This is a genomic window from Streptomyces sp. NRRL F-5727 (genome assembly GCF_000719555.1).
Classification (GTDB): Bacteria; Actinomycetota; Actinomycetes; order Streptomycetales; family Streptomycetaceae; genus Streptomyces.
The window spans coordinates 60,968-86,632 of record NZ_JOGX01000014.1 but is presented as its reverse complement, the minus strand read 5'-3'; the positions used below and the strand labels follow the sequence as shown (position 1 = coordinate 86,632).

Annotated in this window: 24 protein-coding genes and 1 riboswitch; of the genes, 15 read left to right on the top strand and 9 right to left on the bottom strand. The window is 72.9% G+C overall.

The features are described from left to right. Positions 1 to 165: 165 nt before the first annotated feature. The 5 genes from IF73_RS0113340 (at position 166) to IF73_RS0113320 (ending at position 6,105) form a co-directional block, all read left to right on the top strand. The gene (locus IF73_RS0113340; RefSeq protein WP_031007091.1) at positions 166 to 912 is read left to right on the top strand and encodes an ATP-binding cassette domain-containing protein; all 747 of its coding nucleotides are present in this window, start codon (positions 166 to 168) and stop codon (positions 910 to 912) included. Continuing rightward, positions 884 to 3,034 carry a YhgE/Pip family protein gene (locus tag IF73_RS0113335; RefSeq protein ID WP_031007089.1) on the top strand — a complete coding sequence of 717 codons (2,151 nt, stop codon included), beginning with the start codon at positions 884 to 886 and terminating at the stop codon, positions 3,032 to 3,034. The genes IF73_RS0113340 and IF73_RS0113335 overlap by 29 nt, the downstream gene beginning before the upstream one ends. A 34-nt stretch (positions 3,035 to 3,068) precedes the next feature. Next, positions 3,069 to 3,680 (top strand): TetR/AcrR family transcriptional regulator, encoded by a 612-nt coding sequence (locus IF73_RS0113330; RefSeq protein WP_031007086.1) that lies wholly within the window; start codon positions 3,069 to 3,071, stop codon positions 3,678 to 3,680. 339 nt (positions 3,681 to 4,019) lie between these two features. Then, the gene (locus IF73_RS0113325) at positions 4,020 to 4,658 is read left to right on the top strand and encodes a DUF4126 domain-containing protein (RefSeq protein WP_031007084.1); all 639 of its coding nucleotides are present in this window, start codon (positions 4,020 to 4,022) and stop codon (positions 4,656 to 4,658) included. Positions 4,659 to 4,668: 10 nt separating this feature from the next. Beyond that, positions 4,669 to 6,105 carry a phytoene desaturase family protein gene (locus IF73_RS0113320; protein WP_031007081.1) on the top strand — a complete coding sequence of 479 codons (1,437 nt, stop codon included), beginning with the start codon at positions 4,669 to 4,671 and terminating at the stop codon, positions 6,103 to 6,105. Positions 6,106 to 6,124: 19 nt separating this feature from the next. On the opposite strand, the gene IF73_RS0113315 is transcribed toward IF73_RS0113320, so the two are convergent. The 5 genes from IF73_RS0113315 to IF73_RS0113295 form a co-directional block, all read right to left on the bottom strand. After that, a complete protein-coding gene (locus tag IF73_RS0113315; protein ID WP_031007079.1) occupies positions 6,125 to 7,030 on the bottom strand; it encodes a hypothetical protein in 906 nt (301 codons plus the stop codon). A gap of 55 nt (positions 7,031 to 7,085) precedes the next feature. Then, the gene (gene metF, locus IF73_RS0113310; RefSeq protein WP_031007077.1) at positions 7,086 to 8,000 is read right to left on the bottom strand and encodes a methylenetetrahydrofolate reductase [NAD(P)H]; all 915 of its coding nucleotides are present in this window, start codon (positions 7,998 to 8,000) and stop codon (positions 7,086 to 7,088) included. 209 nt (positions 8,001 to 8,209) lie between these two features. Next, positions 8,210 to 8,863: a thiamine phosphate synthase gene (gene thiE, locus IF73_RS0113305; RefSeq protein WP_031007075.1), complete on the bottom strand. Its 654-nt coding sequence runs from the start codon at positions 8,861 to 8,863 to the stop codon at positions 8,210 to 8,212. A gap of 72 nt (positions 8,864 to 8,935) precedes the next feature. Continuing rightward, positions 8,936 to 9,301, bottom strand: a complete 366-nt coding sequence (locus tag IF73_RS0113300) for an Rv2175c family DNA-binding protein (protein WP_031007073.1) — start codon at positions 9,299 to 9,301, stop codon at positions 8,936 to 8,938. A gap of 69 nt (positions 9,302 to 9,370) precedes the next feature. After that, positions 9,371 to 10,594 carry an NAD(P)/FAD-dependent oxidoreductase gene (locus IF73_RS0113295; RefSeq protein WP_031007071.1) on the bottom strand — a complete coding sequence of 408 codons (1,224 nt, stop codon included), beginning with the start codon at positions 10,592 to 10,594 and terminating at the stop codon, positions 9,371 to 9,373. Between the two features lie 83 nt (positions 10,595 to 10,677). Further along, a riboswitch (TPP riboswitch) is annotated at positions 10,678 to 10,791 on the top strand. Here IF73_RS0113295 and thiO point away from each other — a divergent pair. The 6 genes from thiO (at position 10,789) to IF73_RS0113265 (ending at position 16,441) form a co-directional block, all read left to right on the top strand. Next, entirely contained in the window at positions 10,789 to 11,973 is a 1,185-nt protein-coding gene (gene thiO / locus IF73_RS0113290) for a glycine oxidase ThiO (protein ID WP_031007068.1), read from the top strand. It overlaps the preceding riboswitch by 3 nt. Continuing rightward, a complete protein-coding gene (gene thiS / locus IF73_RS0113285; RefSeq protein ID WP_031007065.1) occupies positions 11,970 to 12,170 on the top strand; it encodes a sulfur carrier protein ThiS in 201 nt (66 codons plus the stop codon). The genes thiO and thiS overlap by 4 nt, the downstream gene beginning before the upstream one ends. A gap of 5 nt (positions 12,171 to 12,175) precedes the next feature. Next, complete coding sequence (locus tag IF73_RS0113280) at positions 12,176 to 12,970, top strand: thiazole synthase (protein ID WP_031007063.1); 795 nt, start codon at positions 12,176 to 12,178, stop codon at positions 12,968 to 12,970. Between the two features lie 99 nt (positions 12,971 to 13,069). After that, positions 13,070 to 14,998 (top strand): Stk1 family PASTA domain-containing Ser/Thr kinase, encoded by a 1,929-nt coding sequence (gene pknB / locus IF73_RS0113275; protein ID WP_031007061.1) that lies wholly within the window; start codon positions 13,070 to 13,072, stop codon positions 14,996 to 14,998. 7 nt (positions 14,999 to 15,005) lie between these two features. Next, on the top strand, positions 15,006 to 15,857 hold the full coding sequence (locus tag IF73_RS0113270; RefSeq protein ID WP_031007059.1) for a deoxyribonuclease IV: 852 nt from the start codon (positions 15,006 to 15,008) through the stop codon (positions 15,855 to 15,857). A gap of 65 nt (positions 15,858 to 15,922) precedes the next feature. After that, entirely contained in the window at positions 15,923 to 16,441 is a 519-nt protein-coding gene (locus IF73_RS0113265) for a DUF4396 domain-containing protein (RefSeq protein WP_031007057.1), read from the top strand. 28 nt (positions 16,442 to 16,469) lie between these two features. Here IF73_RS0113265 and IF73_RS0113260 read toward each other — a convergent pair whose 3' ends face one another. Continuing rightward, a complete protein-coding gene (locus IF73_RS0113260) occupies positions 16,470 to 17,114 on the bottom strand; it encodes a sulfite oxidase-like oxidoreductase (RefSeq protein WP_031007055.1) in 645 nt (214 codons plus the stop codon). A gap of 181 nt (positions 17,115 to 17,295) precedes the next feature. On the opposite strand from IF73_RS0113260, the gene bfr reads away from it, so the two are divergent. Continuing rightward, positions 17,296 to 17,772, top strand: coding sequence for a bacterioferritin (bfr, locus tag IF73_RS0113255; RefSeq protein ID WP_030493020.1), 477 nt, complete (start codon positions 17,296 to 17,298; stop codon positions 17,770 to 17,772). A 6-nt stretch (positions 17,773 to 17,778) separates the two neighbouring features. On the opposite strand, the gene IF73_RS0113250 is transcribed toward bfr, so the two are convergent. Both IF73_RS0113250 and IF73_RS0113245 read right to left on the bottom strand, forming a co-directional pair. Further along, positions 17,779 to 18,024, bottom strand: a complete 246-nt coding sequence (locus IF73_RS0113250; protein WP_031007053.1) for a (2Fe-2S)-binding protein — start codon at positions 18,022 to 18,024, stop codon at positions 17,779 to 17,781. Between the two features lie 122 nt (positions 18,025 to 18,146). Further along, positions 18,147 to 19,499, bottom strand: coding sequence for a class II 3-deoxy-7-phosphoheptulonate synthase (locus IF73_RS0113245; RefSeq protein ID WP_107049243.1), 1,353 nt, complete (start codon positions 19,497 to 19,499; stop codon positions 18,147 to 18,149). Positions 19,500 to 19,717: 218 nt separating this feature from the next. On the opposite strand from IF73_RS0113245, the gene IF73_RS0113240 reads away from it, so the two are divergent. From IF73_RS0113240 to IF73_RS0113235, 3 genes are all read left to right on the top strand, one after another. Further along, positions 19,718 to 22,480, top strand: a complete 2,763-nt coding sequence (locus IF73_RS0113240) for an N-acetylmuramoyl-L-alanine amidase (protein ID WP_234338221.1) — start codon at positions 19,718 to 19,720, stop codon at positions 22,478 to 22,480. A gap of 100 nt (positions 22,481 to 22,580) precedes the next feature. Next, positions 22,581 to 22,637, top strand: a complete 57-nt coding sequence (locus IF73_RS42840; protein WP_107049246.1) for a trp operon leader peptide — start codon at positions 22,581 to 22,583, stop codon at positions 22,635 to 22,637. Positions 22,638 to 22,741: 104 nt separating this feature from the next. Further along, positions 22,742 to 24,631, top strand: a complete 1,890-nt coding sequence (locus tag IF73_RS0113235) for an anthranilate synthase family protein (protein WP_031007046.1) — start codon at positions 22,742 to 22,744, stop codon at positions 24,629 to 24,631. Between the two features lie 7 nt (positions 24,632 to 24,638). On the opposite strand, the gene IF73_RS0113230 is transcribed toward IF73_RS0113235, so the two are convergent. Then, positions 24,639 to 25,640 carry a 2-hydroxyacid dehydrogenase gene (locus IF73_RS0113230; RefSeq protein ID WP_031007044.1) on the bottom strand — a complete coding sequence of 334 codons (1,002 nt, stop codon included), beginning with the start codon at positions 25,638 to 25,640 and terminating at the stop codon, positions 24,639 to 24,641. Between the last annotated feature and the right edge of the window lie 25 nt (positions 25,641 to 25,665).

Here is a 25,665-nt window from a genome sequence, read left to right as displayed (position 1 = left end):
GCAAGGCGACTCCCGGGTAACTTTTGGACTGACCAGTCAGTTCAAAAGTGGGGAAGCGGGGGTGGATCCGTGGGATCCGAGGACCTGACCACACGACCGTCTTCGGAGGGCGCCGGCGGGAAGTCCGGCACGAGCGACGGCCCGGCGGCGCACGGCGCCGAGGTCGTGGTCGAGGGGCTGGGGCTCAAGGGCCCCCGCGGCTGGGCCTTCCGGGACGTGTCCTTCCGCGCCGGGGCCGGTTCGCTCGTCGCGCTCGAGGGCCCTTCGGGCACCGGCCGCACCTGCCTGCTGCTCGCCCTCACCGGCCGGATGAAGACCGGCGAGGGCCACGCCGAGGTCGGCGGCCTCCCGCTGCCGCGCCGGATGGCCGCCGTGCGCCGGGTCGCCGCGCTCGGGCAGGTCCCCGGCGTGAGCGAGCTGGACCCGTCGCTCACCGTCGCCGAGCACCTGCGCGAGCGGGCCCTGCTCCAGCGCCGCTTCGACGGCTCGGTCCGCGCGCTGCTGCGGCGCCCCGGCAGCCGGGCCGCCGAGGCCAGGACCCGGATCGACGAGGCCCTGACGGCCGCCGGGCTCGACCTCGCCGCCCTGCCGAAGGGCGAGCGGACCTCCGTACGCGATCTGGAGCGCCTGGAGGCCCTGCGCCTGTCGATCGCGCTGGCCCTGATGGGCCGCCCCCGGCTGCTGGGCGTCGACGACACCGACCTGAAGCTGTCGGACGCCGACCGGGCGGACGCCTGGGCGCTGCTGCGCTCGGTGGCCGCCGCCGGCACCACCGTCCTCGCCGTCTGCAGCGAGGCACCCGCCGACGCCCTGCGGATCACCACGACCGGCCCGCGGGACGAACCGGCCACCGAAGACGACATCACCGAGGAGGGGGCGGACGATGCGCTCGCCGAAACTGGCCGCGCTTGAGCTGAGGCGCTTCGGCAGGGGCAAGCTGCCGCGCGCCGCGCTGGTCGCGGTCCTGCTGCTGCCGCTGCTGTACGGCGCCCTGTACCTGTACTCGTTCTGGGACCCGTACGGCAGGCTCGACAAGCTGCCCGTGGCCCTGGTCAACGAGGACCGCGGCGCCGCCGCCGACGGCAAGCGGATCACCGCGGGCGAGGACATCACCGAGGGCCTGCTCGACAGCAGGACCTTCGAGTGGCACGAGGTCAGCGACGCCGAGGCGCGCAAGGGCGTCGAGGACGGCACGTACTACCTGTCCCTGACCGTGCCCGGCGACTTCAGTGAGCGGATCGCGTCCAGCTCCGGGGACTCCCCCGAGACCGGCGCCCTCAAGGTCCGTACGAACGACTCCAACAACTACATCGTCGGCCAGATCTCCCGGACGGTCTTCGCCGAGGTGCGCACCGCCGCCTCCACCAAGTCCTCCCGGACCTTCCTCGACAAGATCTTCATCTCCTTCTCCGACATCCACGAGGCCACCGCCGAGGCCGCCAAGGGCGCCGCCGACCTGAAGAAGGGCGTGGACAAGGCCAAGAAGGGGTCCAAGGACCTCTCCGACGGCCTGACCGACGCCAAGACCGGCAGCAGCGACCTGGCCGCCGGCCTGAAGAAGCTGGACAAGGGCTCCAAGGACGTCCAGACCGGTACGCGCCAGGTCGCCAACGGCACCCAGGCCCTCGCCGACAAGGTGAACGGCACCGCGGACAAGGTCCGCCCGTACCTGGCGAACAACGGCACGTCGATCCGCGACACCGCGAAGCTGGTCTCCGACTCGGCCACCGCCGCCCGCAACGACCTGGCGGACCTGGTCCGCCGCGCCCCGGCGCTGCGCACCGCCGCCCACAAGGCGGACGACACGCTCGGCCGGCTGCACCGCGAGTCCTGCGAGAAGCCCGGCGCCACCGCCACCCCGCAGATCGAGCTGCCGGAGGGCGTCACCCTCCCCGAGGGGTTCGTCCTCCCCGACACGAAGGAGTACTGCGCCGCCCTGAAGGAGGCGTCGACCACCGCCGGCGACGTCGCCACCGTCGCGGACGACGTGCACCAGCTGACCAAGGGCAGCAAGGGCGACCTGAAGACGCTCGACGAGCGGCTGAAGAAGCTCAAGAAGGAGGCCGACGAGCTGGCCGCGCGCGCCCCGCACCTGGACGAGGACGTCGAGGGCGCCATCCGGAAGATCAACGAGCTCAACAGGGGCGCGAAGAAGGTCGCCGACGGCGCCGAGCAGCTGCACACCGGCGTCACCGGCGCCCGCGCGGGCTCGGTCAGCCTGGACAGCGGCGTCGGCAGGCTGAAGAAGGGCGCCGGCGACCTCGACGGCGGCCTGTTCAAGCTGGCCGACGGCTCCGGCTCGCTCGCCACCGGTCTCAAGGACGGCGTCGACAAGATCCCGGACTACGACAAGGACGAGCGCGACCGGCGTACGGAGGTCATGGCCGACCCGGTGAAGCTGGCCGCGCAGTCGCTCCACAAGGCGCCGAACTACGGCACGGGCTTCGCGCCGTACTTCATCCCGCTCTCCCTCTGGGTCGGCGCCATGGTCGCGTACATGATCATCCAGCCGATGAACCGGCGGGCGCTCGCCGCGGGCGCCTCCGCCTGGCGGATCGCGCTGGCCGGCTGGCTCCCGGTGGCCGCGATCGGCGTCCTCCAGGTCGGCGCGCTCCTCGCCGTCCTGCACTGGGGGCTCGGGCTGGAGATGGCCAGGGCGGCCGGCACGATCGGCTTCCTCGCCCTGGTGACCTGCTGCTTCGCCTCGATCATCCAGTGGCTGAACGCCCGCTTCGGCGCGGCCGGCCGGATCCTCGTCCTGGCGCTGCTCATGGTCCAGCTGACCTCGGCGGGCGGCACCTACCCGGTGCAGACCAGCCCGGGCTTCTTCAACGCCGTCCACCCCTTCCTGCCGATGACCTACGTGGTCGAGGCCCTGCGCCGGCTCATCTCCGGCGGCGGCGTCGGCCCGGTCTGGGAGGCCGTCGCGGTCCTGACCGCCTTCACCCTCGGCGCGCTCGCCCTGACCGCGGTCACCGCGCGGCGCAAGCAGGTGTGGACGCTGGACCGGCTCCACCCCGACCTGTCCCTGTGACCCGACCCGTACCGCCTCTGTGAGAATCGATCCCATGGACAGCAGCAGCACCCGCCGCCAGGCGACCCGCGCCAAGCTCTACGAGGCGGCCGTCACCCTCATCGCCGAGCAGGGCTTCTCGGCCACCACGGTCGACGAGATCGCCGAGCGGGCCGGGGTGGCCAAGGGCACGGTCTACTACAACTTCAAGAGCAAGACCGAGCTCTTCGAGGAGCTGCTGCGCCACGGCGTCTCCCTGCTCACCGCCTCGCTGCGGACGGCCGCCGAGGAGACGGCCGCCCGGGGCGGCAGCCGGGTCGCCGCGCTGGACGCGATGATCCGCGCGGGCCTCGTCTTCATCGACCGCTACCCGGCCTTCACCCAGCTGTACGTGGCGGAGCTCTGGCGCACCAACCGGGCGTGGAACTCCACCCTCCTGGTCGTCCGCCAGGAGGCCGTCGCCGTCGTGGAGGGCGTCCTCCGCGAGGGCGTCGAGGCCGGCGAGCTGAGCGAGGAGATCGACGTCCAGCTGACCGCGGCCGCCCTGGTCGGCATGGTCCTGGTGGCCGCCCTCGACTGGAAGGCGTTCCAGAGCGAGCGCTCCCTCGACGACGTCCACGCGGCACTGTCCCTGCTGCTGCACGGGCGGGTGGGCGGAGGCCGCTGATCCCGGATCCAATATCCGGGATCCACGATCCGACGCGACGAAAGGCGCCGGTCCCGCGAAGCTCGATCCCCCCGAGCCACGCCGGACCGGCGCCTTCTTCGTGCACCCCCGTGCACGTCCCCCGTGCCGGCAGGCGCACGGCCCCGTTCCGCCGCCCCGTGCCGGCGGTTCCGGAGCCGTGCCCCTTCCGTGGCTCCACTCTCTCCTCCGGACGGCCCTTCCCCCATCCGCGCGGGTACTCATCTCGGCGCCTAGGTACGGATACTCAGTCGCCGTGCGGGCCGGGCGGATGGGGCCGTCCTGGTGACGGACGGAGTCCGTCTCGTTACGATCGCGGGCGTGTCCGTACTCCCCCTCGTCTTCACCAGCGGCTGGGCGAGCGGGATCAACGCCTACGCGGTGGTCCTGCTCCTCGGCGTCTTCGGCGCGACCGGGCTCACCGACGAGGTGCCCGAGGCGCTCCAGCGCACGGACGTCCTGATCGCGGCCGGTGTCCTCTTCCTGTGCGAGGCGGTCGCGGACAAGATCCCGTACGTGGACAACGTGTGGGACTCCGTCCACACGGTGATCAGACCGGTCGCCGGAGCGGTGGTGGCGGCGCTGCTGGCCGGCGAGAGCGGTTCGCTGCCGGAGCTGGCGGCGGGCGCGGTCGGCGGTTCGACGGCGCTGATGAGCCATCTGGTCAAGGCGGGCACCAGGATGGCGGTGAACACCTCGCCCGAGCCGTTCTCCAACATCGTGCTGAGCACGGCGGAGGACCTCACGGTCGCCGGGGTCATCACCTTCGCGATGTTCCATCCCGTGGCCGCGGCGGTGATCGCCGCCGTGCTGCTGGCGCTCGGCGTGTGGCTGGTGCTCTTCCTGGCCTCCCGGATCCGGCGCTTCCGGCGCCGCCGGGCGCAGCGCCGCGAGGAGCGCAGACTGGCGGCGGCCGGGGGCGGCCCACCTGCGGACCGCTCTGTCGGTGGAGGCCGATAAGGTCCCTGACATGGGACGGATTGTGGTGATCGGCGCGGGTCTCGGCGCCATGGCGGCGGCGGCACGGCTGGCGGTCGCCGGGCACGCGGTGACGGTGTATGAGCGGACGTCGACATACGGCGGGGCGGTGGGCCGCTTCGAGCGCGAGGGCTTCGCCTTCGACACGGGTCCCGGGCTGCTGCACCTGCCGGCGGTCTACCGCGATCTGTTCGTGAAGACGGGGAAGAAGCCGCTGGAGGAGTGCGTCGGGCTGAGCCAGGTCGATCCGGCCGCCCGGCACGTCTTCGCCGACGGCACGCGCGTGGACCTGCCGAACGCCTCCCGGGCCGGCACCGTCGCCGCCCTGGACGCGGCGCTCGGCGCGGGCGCGGGCGAGCGCTGGGGGGACTTCCTGGTGCGGGCCCGCGAGGCGTGGGACCGCACCCGCCGCCCGCTCCTGGAGGAGCCGCAGCCGGCCGATCCGAAGGCCCTGGCCCGCGAGCCGTACCCGGCGCTCAAGGCGGGGCTGCTGCGCCGTCCGACGCGGACGCTCGCGCAGGTCGGCGAGCGGGAGCTGCGGGACCCCCGGCTGGTGGCGCTCCTGGACTCGTACGCGGAGGCGTACGGCTTCCCGGCCTCCGCCGCCCCCGCGTCCGCCGCCGTCCTGCCGTACATGGAGCAGACCTTCGGCAGCTGGTACGTGGCCGGCGGCATGCGGGCGCTCGCGGACGCGGTGTACGAGCGCTGCCGGGAGCGGCGGGTGGAGTTCGTCTTCGGCGCGGCGGTGGCGGACGTGCTGACGGAGGGCGGACGGGCCGTGGGGGTCCGGCTGGAGTCCGGGGAGCCGGTGGAGGCGGACCACGTGGTCGCGGGCGCGCCCGTGCCCGCCCTCTACCGGGAGCACGTCGTGGCCTGGGAGCGGGCGGACGAGGAGTGGCCGCGGTTCCAGCGGCACGCCACCGGCCGGCTGACGGTCCTGCTCGCCCTCCGGGGGGCTCGTGAGAAGGGGGCCGTGCACCGCACGGTCGTCCACGGGGACGGGGACCGGCCGACGGTGACCGTGCTGCGCCCCGACGACCCGGCGCTCCGGCCCGACGCGGAGCACGAGTCGGTGACGGTCTCGGCTCGGCTCGACCTGGTGCCGGAGGAGGACGGGGCGGAGCTCGCCGACGCGCTGGTGGAGGCGGCCGCGGCCGCGGTGCCCCGCCTCGCCGAGCGGCTGCTCTGGCGCGAGGTCCGCACCCCGGAGGACGTACGGGCGGCGACCGGGTCGGCGGAGGTGCCGGGCCCGGCGCTGGCGGATGCCCGCGGGGAGTGGCTGCCGGCGCCCAACCTCTCCCCCGTGCCCGGGCTGTACTTCGCCGGCGGCTGGTCGCACCCGGGCGGCGGGCTCGCCCACGCGGGCATGTCGGGCGCGCTGGTGGCCGGGCTGATCGTGGAGGGCGCGGAGTTCCGCGGCTCGCAGTGAGCCGCGCCGCCCCGTCCGCTCAGTAGCGGTACCGGGACTGCTCGTCGGGGTGCTGGCCCTGGCCGTACGGCGCGGGCGGCTCGTCGGTGTCACGCTGCTGCGGGACCCAGACGCCGCCGGGCGGGGTGTCGTAGCTGTACGAGGGGGCGTACGGGTCGCCGTAGTACGAGGTGTACTGCTGGCCGTCGGTGCCGGGGCCGATGTACGGGTCGGAGTAGGCGGCGTACTGCTGCTGGCCGCCGGTGGCGCCGTAGTCGTAGGCAGGCTGCTGCTGCTCGTAGCCGGCGGCGTGGGTGTCGTACGCGGGGGTGCCGCCGTCGGCCGGCGCGTAGCCGCCGGTGCCGTAGCCCGAGGTGTCGTAGGTCCCCGTGTCGTAGGTCCCGGTGCCGTAGCCGCCCGTGTCGTAGCCGCCGGTCTCGTAGCCGCCGTACGCGGGAGTCTGCGCGGTCTGGTCGTACTGCCCGCCGCCGTAGACGCCGTACTGGCCGGTGTCCTCGGGCAGGGGCTGCGGCTCGTAGACGGAGGCCGGCTCGGCGCCGGCGTGCAGCTCCTCGGCGTCGGGGCCGGGGGCGTGGGCCGCGGCGGCGTCCTCGTAGGAGAGGCCGGAGACCTCCAGGGTGGGGCCGGCGTCGACGGCGGGGCCCGCCTTGCGGCGACGGCTGGCGCCGGGGTTGCCGCCGATCGCCCAGCCGGTGGAGAAGCCGCGGCGGAAGGAGAGGGTCACGAAGGTCTGGCCGACGGCGAAGGCGACCGCGCCCGCGATGATGACCGCGACCGAGGGCAGCAGGACGCCGGCGACCACGCCGAGGAAGCCGCAGAAGGCGAGGATCCGCCACCGCAGCCGCGCCTTGTACTGGAGGAGCACCTCGCCCAGCAGCCAGAGCGCCACCAGGCCGAACGCGATGTAGAGGACCGTCCACCCCATGCCCCGCAGCCCCTCTCTACGGCCACCGCCGCGGGTCAGGGGCGGGTACGACCGGTCAGGACTGCAGGTGCAGTCCGAGATTCTCGTAGATCTCGAGCGTCGCGGTGGAGCTGTTGAGCGTGATGAAGTGCAGTCCGGGGACGCCCTCGTCCAGCAGGCGCGCGCAGAACTCCGTCGCGAACTCGATACCGATGGAGCGTACAGCGGCGGCGTCGTCCTTGACCGCGAGGATGCGTTCTTTCACATCGGCGGGGAAGGCGGCGTTGCTGAGCTGGGGCAGCCGGTCGAGGGTCTTCGCGGTCACGACGGGCATGACCTCGGGGATGATCGGGGTCTCGCAGCCCGCCTTCTCGACGCTGTCGCGGAGCCGCAGGTAGTTCTCCGGGTCGAAGAACATCTGGGTGACCGCGTAGTCGGCGCCGGCCCGGCACTTGTCGACGAAGTGCCGGATGTCGGTGTCCCAGTCCGTGGAGCGGGGGTGCATCTCGGGGAAGGCGGCGACGCCGACGCAGAAGTCGCCGGACTCCTTGATGAGCCGGACCAGGTCGGCGGCGTACCGGACGCCCTCGGGGTGCTCGACCCAGTCGCCCAGCGGGTCGCCCGGCGGGTCGCCGCGCAGCGCGAGCATGTTGCGGATGCCGGCGTCGGCGTACTGACCGAGGACGTTCCGCAGCTCGGCGACCGAGTGGTCGACGGCGGTGAGGTGGGCGACCGGGGTGAGGGTGGTGTCCGAGGCGATCTTCTGGGTGGCCTTGACGGTGCCGCCGCGGGTGGTTCCGCCGGCGCCGTAGGTCACGGAGACGAAGCTGGGGCCGACGGCCTCGACGCGGCGCATGGCGTTCCAGAGGACCTGCTCGCCCTTCGCCGTCCGGGGCGCGTAGAACTCGAAGGAGTACGACGTGCCGGAGGCGAGGATCTCGCGGACCGTGCGGGCGCGGTCCGTACGGACGGAAGCGGTTCCAAGGGCCATACGGGCAGGTTAGACGGGGTCCAGCGAGGCGCGGAAACCGCGTCCGAGGGGTGGACACCTTTTCGGACACCGGTACGGGACGGGCGCGGCGCCGGTACGGCGGGGGCGCCTGGTCGGCCCGCACGGGTGCCGCGCCGACCCGCACGCGTGCCGCGCCGGCCGCACGGCTCCGGCGCCGGGCCCGGTCGCCGTCGTCGCCGTCGTCGCCGTCAGGCGCCGGCCCGCTCCCGGACGCGCTTGGCGAGGGAGGCCGCGGCCGCGGCCGGGTCGTCGGCCTCGGTGATCGCGCGGACGACGACGATCCGGCGGGCGCCGGCGTCCAGCACCTCGTCCAGGTTGTCCGCGTCGATGCCGCCGATGGCGAACCAGGGGCGGTCCTGGGCGAGCCCGGCCGCGTACCGCACCAGACCGAGGCCGGGGGCGTACCGCCCGGGCTTGGTGGGGGTGGGCCAGCAGGGGCCGGTGCAGAAGTAGTCGACGCCGGGCTCGGCGGCGGCAGCGGCCACCTCGGACTCGGCGTGGCAGGAGCGGCCGATCAGCACCTCGTCGCCGAGGATGGCGCGGGCGGCGGGGACGGGGAGGTCGCCCTGGCCGAGGTGGAGGACGTCGGAGCCGATGGCGTGGGCGACGTCGGCCCGGTCGTTCACGGCGAGGAGCTTGCCGTGCCGGCGGCAGGCGTCGGCGAGGACGGCGAGGTGCTCCAGCTCCTCGGCGGCCTCCATGCCCTTGTCGCGGAGCTGGACGATGTCGACCCCGGAGGAGAGCACGGCGTCGAGGAAGGCGGGCAGGTCGCCCTGGCGCTTCCGGGCGTCGGTGCACAGGTAGAGCCGGGCGTCGGCGAGCCGCTCACGAGGCGTGGGCATGGTGGTTCCCCCCGTCGGGTGGTGCCGGTGCCGCGGCGCGGGCCGCGGCACCGGCGGTGGTGGTTCGGTGCGTCAGAGGGCGAGCGCCTGGGCGCGGCGCTTCACCTCCGTGCCGCGATTCTCGCCGAGGGCCTGCGCGGGGGTGCCGGGCAGGGTCGGGTCCGCGGTGAAGAGCCACTCCAGCATCTCCTCGTCGGAGAAGCCGTCGTCCCTCAGGAGCGTCAGGGTGCCGGCGAGGCCCTTGACCACCTTGTCGCCCTGGATGAAGGCGGCGGGCACCTGGAGCGCGTTGTTCTCCCCGCGGCGCACGGCGATCAGCTGACCCTCCTTCACCAGCTGCCGCACCCGCGTCACCTCGACGTCGAGCATCTCGGCGATGTCGGGGAGGTAGAGCCAGGCGGGGACGAGAGCATCGATGTTTGCGTCAATCTCGGTCACGGGACAAGCCTGCCATCCGGGACCGACAGCCGGTAGTCGGGCCCGCCGCGACGGCCTCCGTCCGGGTTGTCACCGGACCGCGGACTTCAGCGGGACGGCCGGGTCGGCGGCGCGTTCGGGGTCGACGGGGGTGCCGGCCTCGATGAGCTTGCGGCCCTGGGCGAGGTCACGGGGCCGGCCGACGGCGAGGAGCGCGACCGGTACGCCGTCGCGCAGCCAGAGCACCGACCAGGAGGCGCCGGACGCGTCCCCGCGCCGGACGAGGGCGTCGGCGCCGGCGTGGTGGCCGGCGTACTGGACGAAACGGCCGAACTGCTCGGACCAGAAGTACGGGACGGGGTCGTACGGGGCCGGCTCGGCGCCGTCGGCGCCGGTGATGCCGGCGGCGACCGTACGGGGGCCCTGGAGGGCGTTGTCCCAGTGGTGGACGAGGAGCCGCTCGCCGTACCGGGCGGAGGGGAAGGAGGCGCAGTCGCCGACCGCGTACACGTCGGGCAGGGAGGTGCGCAGCCGGTCGTCGGCGGTGACGGCGCCGCTCGGGTCGAGGGCGATGCCGGAGCCGGCGAGCCAGTCGGTGGCGGGGCGGGCGCCGATGCCGACGACGACGGCGTCGGCGGGCAGTTCGCGGCCGTCGGCGAGGACGACGGTGCCGGGCCGGACGGTGTCCACGCGCGCGTGGGTGAGGAGTTCGGCGCCGCTCTCGGCGTACCAGCCGGCCATGGCGGTGGTGACCTCGGCGGGCAGGGCGCCGGCGAGCGGCAGGGGGGCGGCCTCGACGACGGTGACGGCGCAGCCGGCCTCGCGGGCGGCGGTGGCGAACTCGGCGCCGATCCAGCCGGCGCCGACCACGACGACGGCACCGCCGCCGGCGAGGACGGGGCCGAGGCGGACGGCGTCGTCGAGGGTGCGCAGCAGGTGGACGCCGGGGACGCCCTCGGTGCCGGGGAGGGTGAGGGGGTGGGCGCCGGTGGCGAGGACGAGGACGTCGTACGGGAAGCGGCCGGCCTCGGTGACGAGCTCGTGGTCGGCGGGGCGCAGCCCGGTGACGTCGAGGCCGAGGCGGAGGTCGACGCCGAGGGACTCGAAGTCGACGTCGAAGGCGGAGTGCTCGGCCTTGCCGAGGAGGACGGCCTTGGAGAGCGGGGGCCGGTCGTAGGGCTGGTGGGGTTCGGCGCCGATGAGGGTGACGGGGCCCTCGAAGCCCTGTTCGCGCAGGGCGACGGCGGTCTGCACGCCCGCCATGCCCGCGCCGACGATCACGACGTGCCGCTGGGTCTGCTTCTGCTCGCTCACCCGTCCACCTTACGCACCTGACGATTCGTCAGAAAGAGAGGTCCCCTGTGGCGCTCCGCCGTCGGGGGCTAGGGTGGCGGGCACACACCACTCGCGGGAGCCCGGACGCACCGGGCTGAGAGGGAGGCTGGCCGGCCTCCGACCGTACGAACCTGATCCGGGTCATGCCGGCGAAGGGAGGGGCGGGAACGCCCATGCGTTCTTCCGACACCATCGACAGCGCCACCGACGTCCTCGTGGTCGGCGGCGGCATCATCGGCCTGGTCACGGCGTGGCGGGCGGCCCGGCGCGGGCTGAGCGTCGCGCTCGTCGACCCCGAGCCGGGCGGCGGGGCCGCGCGGGTCGCGGCCGGCATGCTCGCCGCCGTCACCGAACTGCACTACGGCGAGGAGACCCTCCTGGGGCTGAACCTCGCCTCCGCCGCCCGCTACCCCGCCTTCGTGGCGGAGCTGGAGGAGGCCACCGGCCTCGACGTCGGCTACCGCGCCTGCGGCACCCTCGCCGTCGCGCTCGACGCCGACGACCGGGCCCACCTGCGGGAACTCCACGCCCTCCAGACCCGCTGCGGACTGGCCTCGGAATGGCTGAGCGGCCGCGAGTGCCGCCGCCTGGAACCCATGCTGGCGCCCGGGGTGCGCGGCGGGCTCCGGGTGGACGGCGACCACCAGGTGGACCCGCGCCGGCTGGCCGCCGCGCTGCTCACCGCCTGCGAGCGGGCCGGGGTGGTCTTCCACCGGGCGCTCGCGGACCGGCTCACGGTGGTCCGCGACCGGGCCCGCGGGGTCGTCCTCGGCGACGGCACCGAGCTGTCCGCCGGGCAGACCGTGCTCGCCGCGGGCAGCCTCAGCGGCCGGCTCGCCGGCGTCCCCGAGGCGGTCCTGCCGCCGGTCCGCCCGGTGAAGGGCCAGGTCCTGCGGCTGCGGATCCCCGCCCCGTACGCCCCCTTCCTCTCCCGCACCGTCCGGGCCGTGGTCCGCGGCAGCCACGTCTACCTGGTGCCGCGCGAGAACGGCGAGCTGGTCGTCGGCGCCACCAGCGAGGAGCTGGGCTGGGACACCACGGTGACCGCCGGCGGGGTGTACGAGCTGCTCCGCGACGCCCACGAGCTGGTCCCCGGGCTGACCGAGCTGCCGCTCACCGAGACCCTGGCCGGGCTGCGCCCCGGCTCCCCCGACAACGCGCCGCTGCTCGGGCCGAGCGCCCTCCCGGGCCTCCAGCTGGCCACCGGCCACTACCGCAACGGGGTCCTCCTCACCCCCGTCACCGGCGACGTCATGGCGGAGGCGCTCGCCACGGGCGTCCTCCCCGAGGAGGCGCGTCCCTTCTCCCCCCGCCGTTTCCCCACCGCTCTCCCCGTACGTCAGGAGCAGCCCGCATGAACGTGTCCGTGAACGGCGAGCCGCGCGCGCTCGCCGCCCCCGTCTCCCTGGCCTCCCTGGTCGCCTCCCTCACCACCGCCCCCGCCGGGGTGGCCGCAGCCGTCAACGAGGCGGTGGTGCCGCGCGGCGAGTGGGCGACGACGCTGCTCGCCGACGGCGACCGGGTCGAGGTGCTGACCGCGGTGCAGGGGGGCTGAGCGCGATGTCCGACGACGTGTTCGTCCTCGGCGGTACGGAGTTCTCCTCCCGGCTCATCATGGGCACCGGCGGCGCCCCCAGCCTGGACGTCCTGGAGCGCTCCCTGGTGGCCAGCGGCACCGAGCTCACCACGGTCGCCATGCGCCGTCTCGACCCGACCGTGCAGGGCTCGGTCCTCTCCGTCCTGGACCGGCTCGGCATCCGCGTGCTGCCGAACACGGCCGGCTGCTTCACGGCGGGCGAGGCCGTCCTCACCGCCCGGCTGGCCCGGGAGGCCCTCGGCACGGAGTGGATCAAGCTGGAGGTGGTCGCGGACGAGCGGACCCTCCTCCCGGACGGCGTGGAGCTCCTGGACGCCGCCGAGACGCTGGTGGACGACGGCTTCACCGTCCTCCCGTACACCAACGACGATCCGGTGCTGGCCCGGAAGCTGGAGGACGTCGGCTGCGCGGCGATCATGCCGCTCGGCTCCCCCATCGGCTCGGGCCTCGGCATCCGCAACCCGCACAACTTCGAGCTGATCGTGGAGCGGGCCGGTGTCCCGGTGATCCTCGACGCCGGCGCGGGCACCGCCTCGGACGCGGCGCTCGCGATGGAGCTGGGGTGCGCGGCGGTGATGCTCGCCTCGGCGGTGACCCGCGCGCAGGAGCCGGTCCTGATGGCCTCGGCGATGCGGCACGCGGTGGAGGCGGGCCGGCTGGCCCACCGCGCCGGCCGGATCCCCCGCCGGCACTTCGCCGAGGCGTCCTCCCCCGTGGAGGGCCGCGCCCGGCTGGACCCGGAACGCCCCGCGTTCTGACCCCGGCCCGGGGCGGGAAGCGCGGGGTACGTCACAAGCGTGCTGCGGTCGGGGCCCGTGGGGCGGGGGGAGCGCGTACCGGCTCGTAGACTCGACGCCGTGGACACGACCCTTCAGGACCCCCTCGTCGGGCGGCTGCTCGACGGCCGCTACCGCGTCGACGCGCGCATCGCCGTCGGCGGGATGGCCACGGTCTACCGGGCCGTCGACACCCGCCTCGACCGCGTCCTCGCGCTCAAGGTGATGCACCCCGCGCTGGCGGCGGACGCCGTCTTCGTCGAGCGGTTCATCCGCGAGGCGAAGTCCGTCGCCCGCCTCGCGCACCCGAACGTGGTCGCCGTCTTCGACCAGGGCGCCGAGGGCGCGTACGTCTATCTGGCGATGGAGTACGTCTCCGGCTGCACCCTGCGCGACGTGCTCCGCGAGCGCGGCGCGCTCCAGCCCCGGGCCGCCCTGGACATCCTGGAGCCGGTGCTCGCCGCGCTCGGCGCCGCGCACCGGGCCGGGTTCGTGCACCGGGACATGAAGCCGGAGAACGTGCTGATAGGGGACGACGGCCGGGTCAAGGTCGCCGACTTCGGGCTGGTCCGCTCGGTCGGCTCCGCGACCGCGACCACCGGCGCGGTCCTCGGCACCGTCTCGTACCTCGCCCCCGAGCAGATCGAGCACGGCACCGCCGACACCCGCGCCGACGTCTACGCCTGCGGCGTCGTCCTGTACGAGATGCTGACGGGCGCCAAGCCGCACACCGGCGACACCCCCGCGCAGGTCCTCTACCGGCACCTCAACACCGACGTGCCGGCCCCGTCCGCCGCCGTCCCGGGGCTGGCGCTGGAGCTGGACGAGCTGGTCGCCGCCGCGACCGCGCGCACCCCCGACGTCCGCCCGCACGACGCGGTGGCGCTGCTCGCCCTGGTCCGGGAGGCGCGGGCCGCGCTCACCGACGCCCAGCTGGACGCGCTGCCGCCGCGGGCGCGGACCGAGCAGCGGGACACCGGCGAGGACCGCACCAGCGTGATCGCCCGTGCCGTCCCGGCGGCCGGGGCCGAGGCCGCCGACCCGCACCCGGTGCAGCACACCAGCCGTCTCGCCACCCCCGAGCCCCCGCCGGCCGGACCGCTCCGTCCCGCCCGGCGCCGTCCCGCGAACGGCCCGCTCCTGATCGTCGTCGGCGTCCTGCTCGCGCTGGGCCTCGGCGCCGGCGTCTGGTACATCAACGCCGGCCAGTTCACCCGGGTCCCCGCCGTCCTCGGCCAGACCGAGGAGGTCGCGGCCCAGCGGCTCGCCGACGCCGGCCTGGAGCTGGGCACGACGAAGCGCGCCTTCAGCGAGGTGTACGAGCGCGGCACCGTGATGGGCGTCGACCCGGCGCCCGGCGAGCGGGTCCGCAGCCACGCCACCGTCACCCTCACCCTCTCCCGGGGGCCGGAGATCGTGAAGGTGCCCAACCTGCGGAACAAGCCGCTCGACGAGGCCAAGCGGATCCTCACCGAGGAGGGCCTCGCGCCCGGCGTGGTCTCCAGCGAGTTCAGCACGACCGTCGCCCAGGGCGCGGTGATCGGCTCGGACCCGGAGCCGGGCACCGAGCGCGCCCCGGACTCGGCCGTCGCGCTGGTGGTCAGCAAGGGCGCCCCGGTCGACGTCCCGGACGTGACCGGCGAGACCGTCGCCGACGCCACCGCCCTCCTCCAGGAGGCGGGCCTCAAGGTGTCCGTCGCACCGGAGCGGGTCCACTCCCCCGAGGACGCCGGCGCGGTCGCCGCCCAGTCCCTCGCCGAGGGCAGCCGGGCCGCGAAGGGCGACGCGATCACCCTGACCGTCTCCAAGGGCCCGCGCCAGGTCGAGGTCCCGGACGTCGTCGGCATGACGGCCGACGAGGCCCGCGAGGAGCTGGAGGCCGCCGGCTTCGAGGTGAAGGTCGAGAAGAGCTTCCCCTTCCTCGGCGACGAGGTCACGGGCCAGTCCGTCGAGGGCGGCGAGACCGCCCCGGAGGGCTCCACCGTCGCCATCACCATCAAGGGAATCTGAGACACCCATGCGCAACCCCGTCGGCGGCCACGTCCCCGTGGCCGGCGGACTCGCCACGACCGGCCTCGGCTACGCCCGCGAGCTCGGCGCCGAGACCGTCCAGGTCTTCGTCGCCAACCCGCGCGGCTGGGCCACCCCCACCGGCAACCCCGCCCAGGACGAACGGTTCCGCGAGGAGTGCGCGGCGGAGTCCCTGTCGGCCTGGGTGCACGCCCCGTACCTCATCAACTTCGGCTCCCACACCGAGGCCACCGTCGAGAAGTCGGTGGAGTCGCTGCGCCACTCGCTGCGGCGCGGCCGGGAGATCGGCGCCCGGGGCGTGGTCGTCCACACCGGCTCGGCGACCGGCGGCCGCCCCCGCGAGGAGGCGCTGGCGCAGGTACGGGAGCGGATGCGGCCGCTGCTCGACGAGCTGACCCACGAGGACGACCCGTACCTGCTCCTGGAGTCCACGGCCGGCCAGGGCTTCTCGCTCTGCTCCCGCGCCGAGGACTTCGGCCCGTACTTCGACGCGCTCGACCACCACCCCAGGCTGGGGATCTGCCTCGACACCTGCCACGTCTTCGCGGCCGGCCACGACCTCGCGGAGCCGGGCGGGGCGGTACGGACGCTGGACGAGCTGGTCGCCACGGTCGGCGAGGGCCGGCTGCGGCTGATCCACGCCAACGACTCCAAGGACGTGGTCGGCGCGCACAAGGACCGGCACGCCAACATCGGTGTCGGCCACATCGGCGAGGAGGCGTTCCGGCAGCTGCTGCGCCATCCGGCCACCGACGGCGTCCCGCTGGTCATCGAGACGCCGGGCGGCAAGGAGGGTCACGTCGCCGACATCGAGCTGCTCAAGAAGCTCCGCGCCTGATCCGGGACCGACCCGCTGCTGACCGCTCTCGATTGAGCAGTACCCCAAGGGGGTATGCGGCCCTCATGGAGCACGCAGCGCACGACCACCACGCGAGCCACGCGGACCACGCCGACCACACGGGCCACGCCGGTCACGGCGCGGGGACGGCGTCCTGGGGCATGGCCGCGAAGGCCACCCTGCACTGCCTCACCGGCTGCGCCGTCGGCGAGGTCCTCGGCATGATCATCGGCACCGCGCTCGGCTGGGGCAACGCGCCGACCATGGCCCTCGCGATCGTCCTGGCGTTCCTCTTCGGCTACTCGCTCACCCTGTGGGCCGTGAAGCGGGCGGGGCTGACCCTGAAGGCGGCCGTCGGCGTCGCGCTCGCCGCCGACACGATCTCCATCACCGTGATGGAGATCGTCGACAACGCCGTCCTGCTGGTGGTGCCGGGCGCCATGGACGCGCATCTGTCGGACGCGCTCTTCTGGGGTGCCCTCGCCTTCGCGTTCCTCGTCGCCTTCCTGGTCACCACGCCGGTGAACAAGTGGATGATCGGACGCGGCAAGGGCCATGCGGTGGTGCACCGGTACCACCACTGAACAGAGCCGTACGCGACGACCCCGGGGGTCACAGCTCCGGGCCGTCGCCCGGCCCCTCCTGGTACGAGTAGCGCTGCTCGGTCCAGGGGTCGCCGACGTTGTGGTAGCCGCGCTCCTCCCAGAAGCCCCGGCGGTCGGCCGTCATGTACTCGACGCCGCGGACCCACTTCGGGCCCTTCCAGGCGTACAGGTGCGGCACGACGAGCCGCAGCGGGAAGCCGTGCTCGGCGGTGAGCAGCTCGCCGTCCTTGTGGGTGGCGAAGATCGTGCGCTCGTCGGCGAAGTCCGAGAGCCGCATGTTGGCGCTGTAGCCGTACTCGGCCCAGACCATCACGTGCGTGACGTGCGGCGCCGGCGGCGCGAGCTCCAGGACCGTCCGGGCGGTGACGCCGCCCCATTCGGCGCCGAGCATGCTGAACTTCGTCACGCAGTGCAGATCGGCCACCACCGTGGAGAACGGCAGGGCCGAGAACTCCTCGTGGTTCCAGCAGCGCTTCTCGCCGTCGGCGGTCGCGCCGAAGACCCGGAACTCCCAGCGCTCGGGCTTGAACTTCGGCACCGGCCCGTAGTGGGTCACCGGCCAGCCACGCTGGAGCCGCTGCCCCGGCGGCAGCTCGGGCGAAATGTCCGGCATCCCCGCTTCCCGGTGTACTCCGCTGTCCGGCTGACCCATGTCATCCATGGTGACAGACCGCGAGGGGTGGTCATGACCAGCCACCCACCCGGACGCACCCATTCGGGCAACTCCTACTAAGCCTGCACTTACTGGACGCCCCCCATTCGGAGTGCGAGGATGCGGCCATCCTGCCCTGTGAGGGGCCGGACACACCCCGTGATGGAAGGAACCTTGAGCGATGCAGGGCGACCCCGAGGTCCTGGAGTTTCTGAACGAGCAGCTGACCGGCGAGCTGACGGCCATCAACCAGTACTGGCTGCACTACCGCATCCAGGACAACAAGGGCTGGACGAAGCTCGCGAAGTACACCCGCGAAGAGTCCATCGACGAGATGAAGCACGCGGACAAGCTGACCGAGCGCATCCTCATGCTCGACGGCCTGCCCAACTACCAGCGGCTCTTCCACGTGCGCGTCGGCCAGACCGTCACCGAGATGTTCCAGGCGGACCGCCAGGTCGAGGTGGAGGCCATCGACCGCCTCAAGCGGGGCATCGAGGTCATGCGCGCCAAGGGCGACATCACCTCGGCCAACCTCTTCGAGGAGATCCTCGCGGACGAGGAGCACCACATCGACTACCTGGACACCCAGCTGGAGCTGATCGAGTCGCTGGGCGAGGCGCTCTACCTCTCGACGCTCATCGAGCAGCCGAGCTGACCGGGGTCAGGCGGCCTCTGACAGGTCGGTGACCTCGGCCGTCAGGGCGGGCATGCCCTGGTCCAGGAGCTCACGGCGCGGGCAGTTCCCCCGCCCGAGGAGGGCCTGGATGCGCCGCACGCACGAACCGCAGTCCGTGCCCGCCTTGCTGGCGGAGGCGATCTGGCGGGGCGTGCAGGCGCCGGCCTCCGCGTGCTCCTTGACCTGCTTCTCCGTGACACCGAAGCATGAGCAGACGTACACGCGGTTCACCTCCCGCCGAGATCGATTAGGCTAACCTAACCTTACCCGGCGGGTGAGGGGCGCAAAAGCCTTCGATACGACGATGGGGCGCGGATCACAAGGATCCGCGCCCCATCGCTGTAGGAAGCTACTTACTGATCGCGGTACATCTCGGCGACGAGGAACGCGAGGTCGAGCGACTGGCTCCGGTTGAGGCGCGGGTCGCAGGCCGTCTCGTAGCGCTGGTGCAGGTCGTCGACGAAGATCTCGTCGCCGCCGCCCACGCACTCGGTGACGTCGTCACCGGTGAGCTCGACGTGGATGCCGCCCGGGTGGGTGCCCAGCGCCTTGTGGACCTCGAAGAAGCCCTTGACCTCGTCGAGCACGTCGTCGAAGCGGCGGGTCTTGTGGCCCGAGGCCGCCTCGAAGGTGTTGCCGTGCATCGGGTCGGTCACCCAGGCGACGGTGGCGCCCGAGGCGGTGACCTTCTCGACCAGCTCCGGAAGCCTGTCCCGGACCTTGTCGGCGCCCATGCGGACGATGAAGGTCAGCCGGCCCGGCTCGCGGTCCGGGTCGAGGCGCTCGATGTACTGCAGCGCCTCCTCCGCGGTGGTCGTCGGGCCCAGCTTGATGCCGATCGGGTTCGCGATCCGCGCGGCGAACTCGATGTGCGCGTGGTCCAGCTGGCGGGTGCGCTCACCGATCCAGACCATGTGGCCGGAGGTGTCGTACAGCTTGCCGGTGCGCGAGTCCGTACGGGTCAGGGCGCCCTCGTAGTCGAGCAGCAGCGCCTCGTGCGAGGCGTAGAACTCGACGGCCTTGAACTCCGCCGGGTCGGTGCCGCACGCCTTCATGAAGTTCAGCGCGTTGTCGATCTCGCGGGCGAGCGCCTCGTAGCGCTGGCCGGACGGGGACGACTTCACGAAGTCCTGGTTCCAGGCGTGCACCTGGCGCAGGTCGGCGTAGCCACCGGTGGTGAAGGCGCGGACCAGGTTGAGCGTGGAGGCGGAGGCGTGGTACATCCGCTTCAGGCGCTCCGGGTCCGGGACGCGGGCCTTCTCGTTGAAGTCGAAGCCGTTGACGGAGTCGCCCCGGTAGGTGGGGAGCGTCACGCCGTCACGGGTCTCGGTGCCCTTGGAGCGGGGCTTGGAGTACTGCCCGGCGATGCGGCCCACCTTCACGACGGGCACGGACGCCGCGTACGTCAGGACGGCGCTCATCTGGAGCAGCGTCTTCAGCTTGGCCCGGATGTGGTCGGCCGACACCGCGTCGAACGCCTCGGCGCAGTCGCCGCCCTGGAGCAGGAACGCCTCGCCACGGGCGACGGCTCCCATCCGGGCGCGCAGCTGGTCGCACTCGCCGGCGAAGACGAGCGGAGGATACGACTCGAGGTCCGCGATCACATCGCGCAGAGCCTCGGCATCGGGGTACTCGGGCTGCTGCGCCGCGGGCAGGTCTCGCCAGGTCGCCTTGGCGACGGCGTGGGATTCAGCGTTCACGGTCACGCGGACAACACTACGGGGTTCTTCGTCCTGTCCTGTCCCCTGCCCAGTGACTGAGACGCGCGCCCGTAATGTCCGGGCGCGATCTTCACGCCATCGAGTGGTGTTACCCTCACCCGCGTTTAGCAAACGAGCAAAACCTTCCTCCCAAATACATAGCTGACGACACAGGGGTGGGCGTGACCCAGAGGCACCGCAGGGATCGCAAGAAGAAACGACTCTTGTACGGAGCGGCGGCCGCGGTCGTCGCCACGGCCACGATCGGCACCATCGCGGTCGCCTCGCCGGGCCTCCTCGGCACGGCCGACGACCCGAAGCCCGGCTCCAACGCCACCCTCCAGGAACAGTTCGCGTCGGCGGCGGCGGAGTTCGACGTGCCGCAGAGCGTGCTGATGGCGGTGTCGTACCGCCAGACGCGGTGGGAGTCCCACGACGGGCAGCCGAGCGTCACCGGTGACTACAACGTCATGGGCCTGACGAAGGTCGACCCCGAGGACCTGGAGCAGAACACGGACGAGCAGCTGCTCGATCTGATGAATCGTTCCGGCGACCCGGCGATCGAGAAGAAGTTCGACGGGAAGAAGGCGCTGGAGACGCTCCGCAAGGAGACCGTCGACACCGACGACCCGCGGCTGCACACCCTGGACAAGGCCGCCGAGCTGATCGACAGCTCCACCGAGTCCGTCCAGAACGACACCGCCGCCTCCATCCGCGCCGGTGCCGCCCTCCTCGCCGACTACCAGAAGCAGGCCGGCGCGGAGCTGTCGGAGGAGCCGGGCGCCTGGTACCCGGCCGTCGCCCGCTTCAGCCAGTCCGAGGACCGCAAGGGCGCCGACCTGTTCGCCAAGCGTGTCTTCGAGTCGATCAAGACCGGTGAGAGCGCCCTGACGGCCGACGGCGAGCAGGTCGTCCTGCCGGCCGACCCGGACGTCGAGCCGGTGAAGCCCGCGAACGTCCCGCTGGCCGCGAGCTTCGCCGCGACCACCGCGGCGGTCGAGTGCCCGGCCGGTCTGGCGTGCGTCTACGACTCCGCCGCGTACGCGAAGGACCTCGGCAACTACAACATCGCCGACCGGGGCTCCAACGGCTACAACATCAACCAGATCGTGATCCACGACGTCGAGGGCACCCACGACGGCGCGGTCAGCGTCTTCAAGAACGCCAACAGCTGGGCGAGCGCGCACTACGTCGTGCGCAACGACGGTCGCGTGACCCAGATGGTCGAGACCAAGAACGAGGCGTTCCACGCGGGCAACAAGACCGTGAACATGCACTCGATCGGTATCGAGCAGGAGGGATACGCGATCAAGGGCGGCGGCGGCTGGTACAAGGAGCCGCAGTACGAGTCCACCGCCGCGCTGGTGAAGTACCTGGCGACCAAGTTCTCCGTGCCGCTCGACCGCGAGCACGTCATCGGCCACGACGACGTGCCGAGCATCCTGGACTCCAAGATCCAGGACCACTGGGACCCGGGCCCGTTCTGGGACTGGAACCTCTTCATGGGCAAGGCGGGCGCGCCGACCGGCGCCGGCAACGCGGGCGGCCTGCTCCAGGCCGGCCAGCTGGTCCGGATCGTGCCGCCGTTCACCTCGGCCAACCAGCCGACGCTCACGTACTACGACGACGTCGCCGGGACGAACAAGACGGCCGCCCCGCAGCCCGCGAACTTCGTCTACCTCTACTCGGAGCCCGTGGCCGACCCGGCCTACGCCCTCAAGGACCCGTACTTCACGGCGCTCTGGTCGCAGGGCTCGAACTGGGCCAACAAGGTCACGGCGGGCAGCGTGCACGTCGTCGCCGAGTCCCGCAGCAACTGGACCGCCATCTGGTTCGGCGGCAAGAAGGCGTGGTTCTACAACCCGGGCGGCCAGTTCACCTCGCTGGTCGGCGTGAAGACCGCGGTCACCGCCAAGGACGGCGCCACGTCGATCCCGGTCTACGGCCGCGCCTACCCCGAGGACTCCGCGTACACCGGCACCGGCGTCTCGGTCCAGGCCAACAACAACGCCTCGCTGACGAAGTACAGCCTCCCCGCGGGCCAGCAGTACGTGAAGGTCGGCCCCGCCGTTCCCGGTGACTACTTCTCCAGCACCTACAACGCCGTGGGCACCCGGGTCGTGGGCAAGACGAACCTGTTCGTCCCGATCCGGTTCAACCACCGCCTCGGCTGGGTGAAGGCCGCCGACATCAAGGAGGTCACCACCAAGGCGGCCGTCCCGACCACCGACCGCTACAACGTCATCGCCCGCGACAAGTCCGGCGTCCTCTGGCAGTACCAGGGCACCGGGTCCGGGACCGCGCCGTTCCTGACCCGCTACCGGGTCGGCGACGGGTGGGGCGTGTACAACGCGATCACGCCGATGACCGCGCTGCGGGCCGACGGGACCGGGGACATCGTCGCCCGGGACAAGGACGGCGTGCTCTGGTACTACAAGGCCACCGGCAACCCGTCCAAGCCCTTCGCCACCCGTCTGAAGGTCGGCGGCGGCTGGGGCGTCTACAACAAGCTCCTCGGCGCCCGGGACATGAACGCGGACGGCCGGCCGGACCTGATCGCCCGGGACGCCTCCGGCGTGCTGTGGCTGTACACGAACACCGGCGCCACCCCGAACCCCTTCGCGACCCGCGTGAAGGTCGGCGGCGGCTGGAACGTCTACAACGAGCTGATCAGCACCGGCGACATGACCGGTGACGGCAGGCCCGACCTGATCGCCCGCGACACGGCCGGCTACCTGTGGCTGTACAAGAACACGGGCGGCTCGCCGAACCCGTACGCCACCCGGGCCAAGGTCGGCGGCGGCTGGGGCGTCTACAACGTCATGGTCGGCCCGAGCGACCTCGACAAGGACGGCAAGCCCGACCTGATCGCCCGCGACGGCTCCGGCAACCTGTGGTTCTACAAGAACACCAACGGCTACCCGAACCCGTACGCCCCGCGCGTCTCGGTCGGCGGTGGCTGGGGGATCTACGACCTGATCGTCTGATCTCCGATCGCGTCACCCGCATCCCTTCGGGGCTCGTTCCGCGCCGTTCACGGCCTGGAACGGGCCCCGTTCCCGTCCCGCCCTGGGTTACAGTGCTCGCATGTACGCGCTTCCGACCCAGAACTGGTGGTGGACCGTCCCTCCGGCGGCCCACTGACTGCGCGTACTCCGAAGACCACGCGAAGGCCGCCCGAGGGGCGGCCTTTCTCGTACCTCCGAGGCCGTTCCTCTCCGTACTCCGACCGGAAGGAACCCACAGCCATGGACTTCGACCTCTCCCGTCTCCTCGACGACTCCGCACCGCCCTTCGCCCTGCTGCGCCGCCGCACCCCCGGCCGTGACCACGACACCGTCGAGGTGCTGGTCGGCGCCGTCCACGAGGCGGAGCGGCTGGCCGAGCTGCCCGTGGGCGAGCGGCCGGCGCTCGCGCTGGTGCCGTTCCGGCAGATCCGGGAGCGGGGCTTCGACGTGCGGGACGACGGCACCCCGCTCTCCGTGCTGGTCGCGGAGGAGACGTACGAGCTGCCGCTCGGCGAGGTGCTCGACGCGCTGCCCGCCCACCGGGTCGAGGTCACCGGCGGGGCCTTCGACGTCTCCGACGAGGAGTACGCCGGGATCGTGCGGCGGGTGATCGAGGACGAGATCGGCGCCGGCGAGGGCGCCAACTTCGTCATCCGGCGGACCTTCACCGGCGAGATCCCCGGCTTCGGGCGGGCCGACGCGCTGGCCCTCTTCCGGCGGCTGCTGGCGGGCGAGCGGGGCGCGTACTGGACCTTCGTCGTGCACACCGGGGAGCGGTGCCTGGTCGGGGCCAGCCCGGAGGTGCACGTGCGGATGTCGGGTGGCACGGTCGTCATGAACCCGATCAGCGGCACGTACCGGTACCCGGACGGGGGCGCGCCCACCGCCGAGGGGCTGCTCGGCTTCCTCGCCGACCGCAAGGAGACCGAGGAGCTCTCCATGGTGGTCGACGAGGAGCTGAAGATGATGTGCACGGTCGGGGACAGGGGCGGGGTGGTGATCGGGCCGCGGCTGAAGGAGATGGCGCATCTCGCGCACACCGAGTACGAGCTGCGCGGGCGGTCCTCGCTGGACGTGCGGGAGGTGCTGCGCGAGACGATGTTCGCGGCGACCGTGACGGGGTCCCCGGTGCAGAACGCCTGCCGGGTGATCGAGCGGTACGAGCCCCTCGGGGCGGACGGGGTCGGGCGCGGCTACTACGCGGGAGCGCTCGCGCTGCTCGGCACGGACGAGAACGGGGCGCAGACGCTGGACTCCCCCATCCTCATCCGGACCGCCGACATCGCCGCCGACGGGCGGCTGCGGGTGCCGGTGGGGGCGACCCTGGTGCGGCACTCGGACCCGGCCGGCGAGGTCGCGGAGACCCACGCGAAGGCGGCGGCGGTGCTGGCGGCGCTCGGGGTGCGGGACGGACGCCCGGCGGACGACTCCCCCGCCCGGCCGCGGCTGGCGGACGATCCGCGGGTGCGGGCCGCGCTGGACGCCCGGCGGGCGGACCTGGCGCCGTTCTGGCTGCGGATGCAGTCCCGGTCGGCGGAGCTGACGGGCCATGCGCTGGTGGTCGACGCCGAGGACACCTTCACCGCGATGCTGGCGCACCTGCTGCGCTCCTCGGGCCTGGAGGTGTCGGTGCTGCGGTACGACGAGCCGGGGCTGCGGGAGCTGGCGCTGGCGCACGAGGGGCCGGTGGTGCTGGGCCCCGGGCCGGGCGATCCGACGGACGCGGCCGACCCGAAGATGCGGTTCCTGCGCGGGCTCACCGCCGAGCTGCTGCGCGGCCACCGGCACGGCCTGCTCGGCGTGTGCCTCGGGCACGAGCTGATCGCGGCGGAGCTGGGCCTGGACATCGTCCGCAAGCGGGTCCCGTTCCAGGGCGCCCAGGTCCGGATCGACCTGTTCGGGCAGGAGCGGACGGTCGGCTTCTACAACAGCTTCACGGCGCGCTGCGACGAGCGGGAGGCGACGGAGCTGGCGCTGCACCGGATCGAGGTGAGCCGGGACGCGGAGACGGACGAGGTGCACGCGCTGCGCGGCGCCGGGTTCGCCGGCGTCCAGTTCCACCCGGAGTCGGTGCTGACGCTGGAGGGCGCGGCGGTGACGGCCTCGCTGCTGGCGGGGGTGCTGGTGTAGGCGTGTCCTACGCGGCGGCCCGCGGGACCAGGACGTTCTCGCCGCGCCGGCCGGCGGTGTAGTCGAGGACGTTCTGGACCGTGGTGTCGATGATCTGGCCGACCGCGTCCTCGGTGTAGTACGCCTGGTGGCTCGTCACCACCACGTGGGGGAAGGTCACCAGGCGGGCCAGGGTGTCGTCCTCGACGCCCGCGAGGGACTTGTCGAGGAAGAAGAGGCCGGCCTCGGCCTCGTAGACGTCGAGGCCGACGCCGGCGAAGCGGCCGGCGCGGAGTTCGGCGACGAGGGCGTCGGTGTCGACCAGGCCGCCGCGGCTGGAGTTGACCAGGACCGCGTCGTCCTTCATGGCCTTGAGGGCGGCGGCGTCGAGGAGGTGGTGGGTGGCGGGCAGCAGCGGCACGTGGAGGCTGACGAGGTCGGCCTCGGCGAGCAGCCGGTCCTTGTCCACGTACTCCATGCCCAGTTCGAGGCAGGCCGGGTTCTCGGCGACGTCCCAGCCGAGGAGCCGCATGCCGAAGCCGTGGGCGATCCGGGCGAACGCCTCGCCGATCTTGCCGGTGCCGAGGACGCCGGCGGTGCGGCCGTGCATGTCGCGGCCCATCAGGCCGTCGAGGCGGAAGTCGAAGTCCCGGGTGCGGTTGGAGGCGCGGACGATCCGCCGGTTGACGGCCATGGCGAGCGTCCAGGCGAACTCGGCGACGGAGTACGGCGAGTAGTACGAGACCCGGGCGACGGTGAGGCCGAGGCGCTCGGCGACCTCCAGGTCGATGTTGTTGAAGCCGGTGGAGCGCTGGGCGATCATCTGGGTGCCGCCGGCCGCGAGGGTCTGCAGGACCCGGTGGTCGAGGATGGCGTTGACGCTGGTGGAGATGATCTCGTAGCCGGCCGCGATGGGGGCGGTGTCCTCGTTGAGGAAGACGTCGAGGCAGCGGACGTCGTGGTGGCCGGCGAAGGCCCTCTCGATCATCGGCTTCTCGTCCGCCTGCACGCCGAACGCCAGGATCTCCACGCCAGTCCTCCCGCCACAGAGCCGC

Coding starts and splice junctions, on each gene's coding strand:
- IF73_RS0113260 (WP_031007055.1), bottom strand. CDS start 17,114: ATGGGTCAGCCGGACAGCGGAGTACACCGGGAAGCGGGGATGCCGGAC.
- bfr (WP_030493020.1), top strand. CDS start 17,296: ATGCAGGGCGACCCCGAGGTCCTGGAGTTTCTGAACGAGCAGCTGACC.
- thiS (WP_031007065.1), top strand. CDS start 11,970: ATGAACGTGTCCGTGAACGGCGAGCCGCGCGCGCTCGCCGCCCCCGTC.
- IF73_RS0113265 (WP_031007057.1), top strand. CDS start 15,923: ATGGAGCACGCAGCGCACGACCACCACGCGAGCCACGCGGACCACGCC.
- IF73_RS0113330 (WP_031007086.1), top strand. CDS start 3,069: ATGGACAGCAGCAGCACCCGCCGCCAGGCGACCCGCGCCAAGCTCTAC.
- IF73_RS0113270 (WP_031007059.1), top strand. CDS start 15,006: ATGCGCAACCCCGTCGGCGGCCACGTCCCCGTGGCCGGCGGACTCGCC.
- metF (WP_031007077.1), bottom strand. CDS start 8,000: ATGGCCCTTGGAACCGCTTCCGTCCGTACGGACCGCGCCCGCACGGTC.
- thiE (WP_031007075.1), bottom strand. CDS start 8,863: ATGCCCACGCCTCGTGAGCGGCTCGCCGACGCCCGGCTCTACCTGTGC.
- IF73_RS0113235 (WP_031007046.1), top strand. CDS start 22,742: ATGGACTTCGACCTCTCCCGTCTCCTCGACGACTCCGCACCGCCCTTC.
- IF73_RS0113280 (WP_031007063.1), top strand. CDS start 12,176: ATGTCCGACGACGTGTTCGTCCTCGGCGGTACGGAGTTCTCCTCCCGG.
- thiO (WP_031007068.1), top strand. CDS start 10,789: ATGCGTTCTTCCGACACCATCGACAGCGCCACCGACGTCCTCGTGGTC.
- IF73_RS0113320 (WP_031007081.1), top strand. CDS start 4,669: ATGGGACGGATTGTGGTGATCGGCGCGGGTCTCGGCGCCATGGCGGCG.
- IF73_RS0113315 (WP_031007079.1), bottom strand. CDS start 7,030: ATGGGGTGGACGGTCCTCTACATCGCGTTCGGCCTGGTGGCGCTCTGG.
- IF73_RS0113335 (WP_031007089.1), top strand. CDS start 884: ATGCGCTCGCCGAAACTGGCCGCGCTTGAGCTGAGGCGCTTCGGCAGG.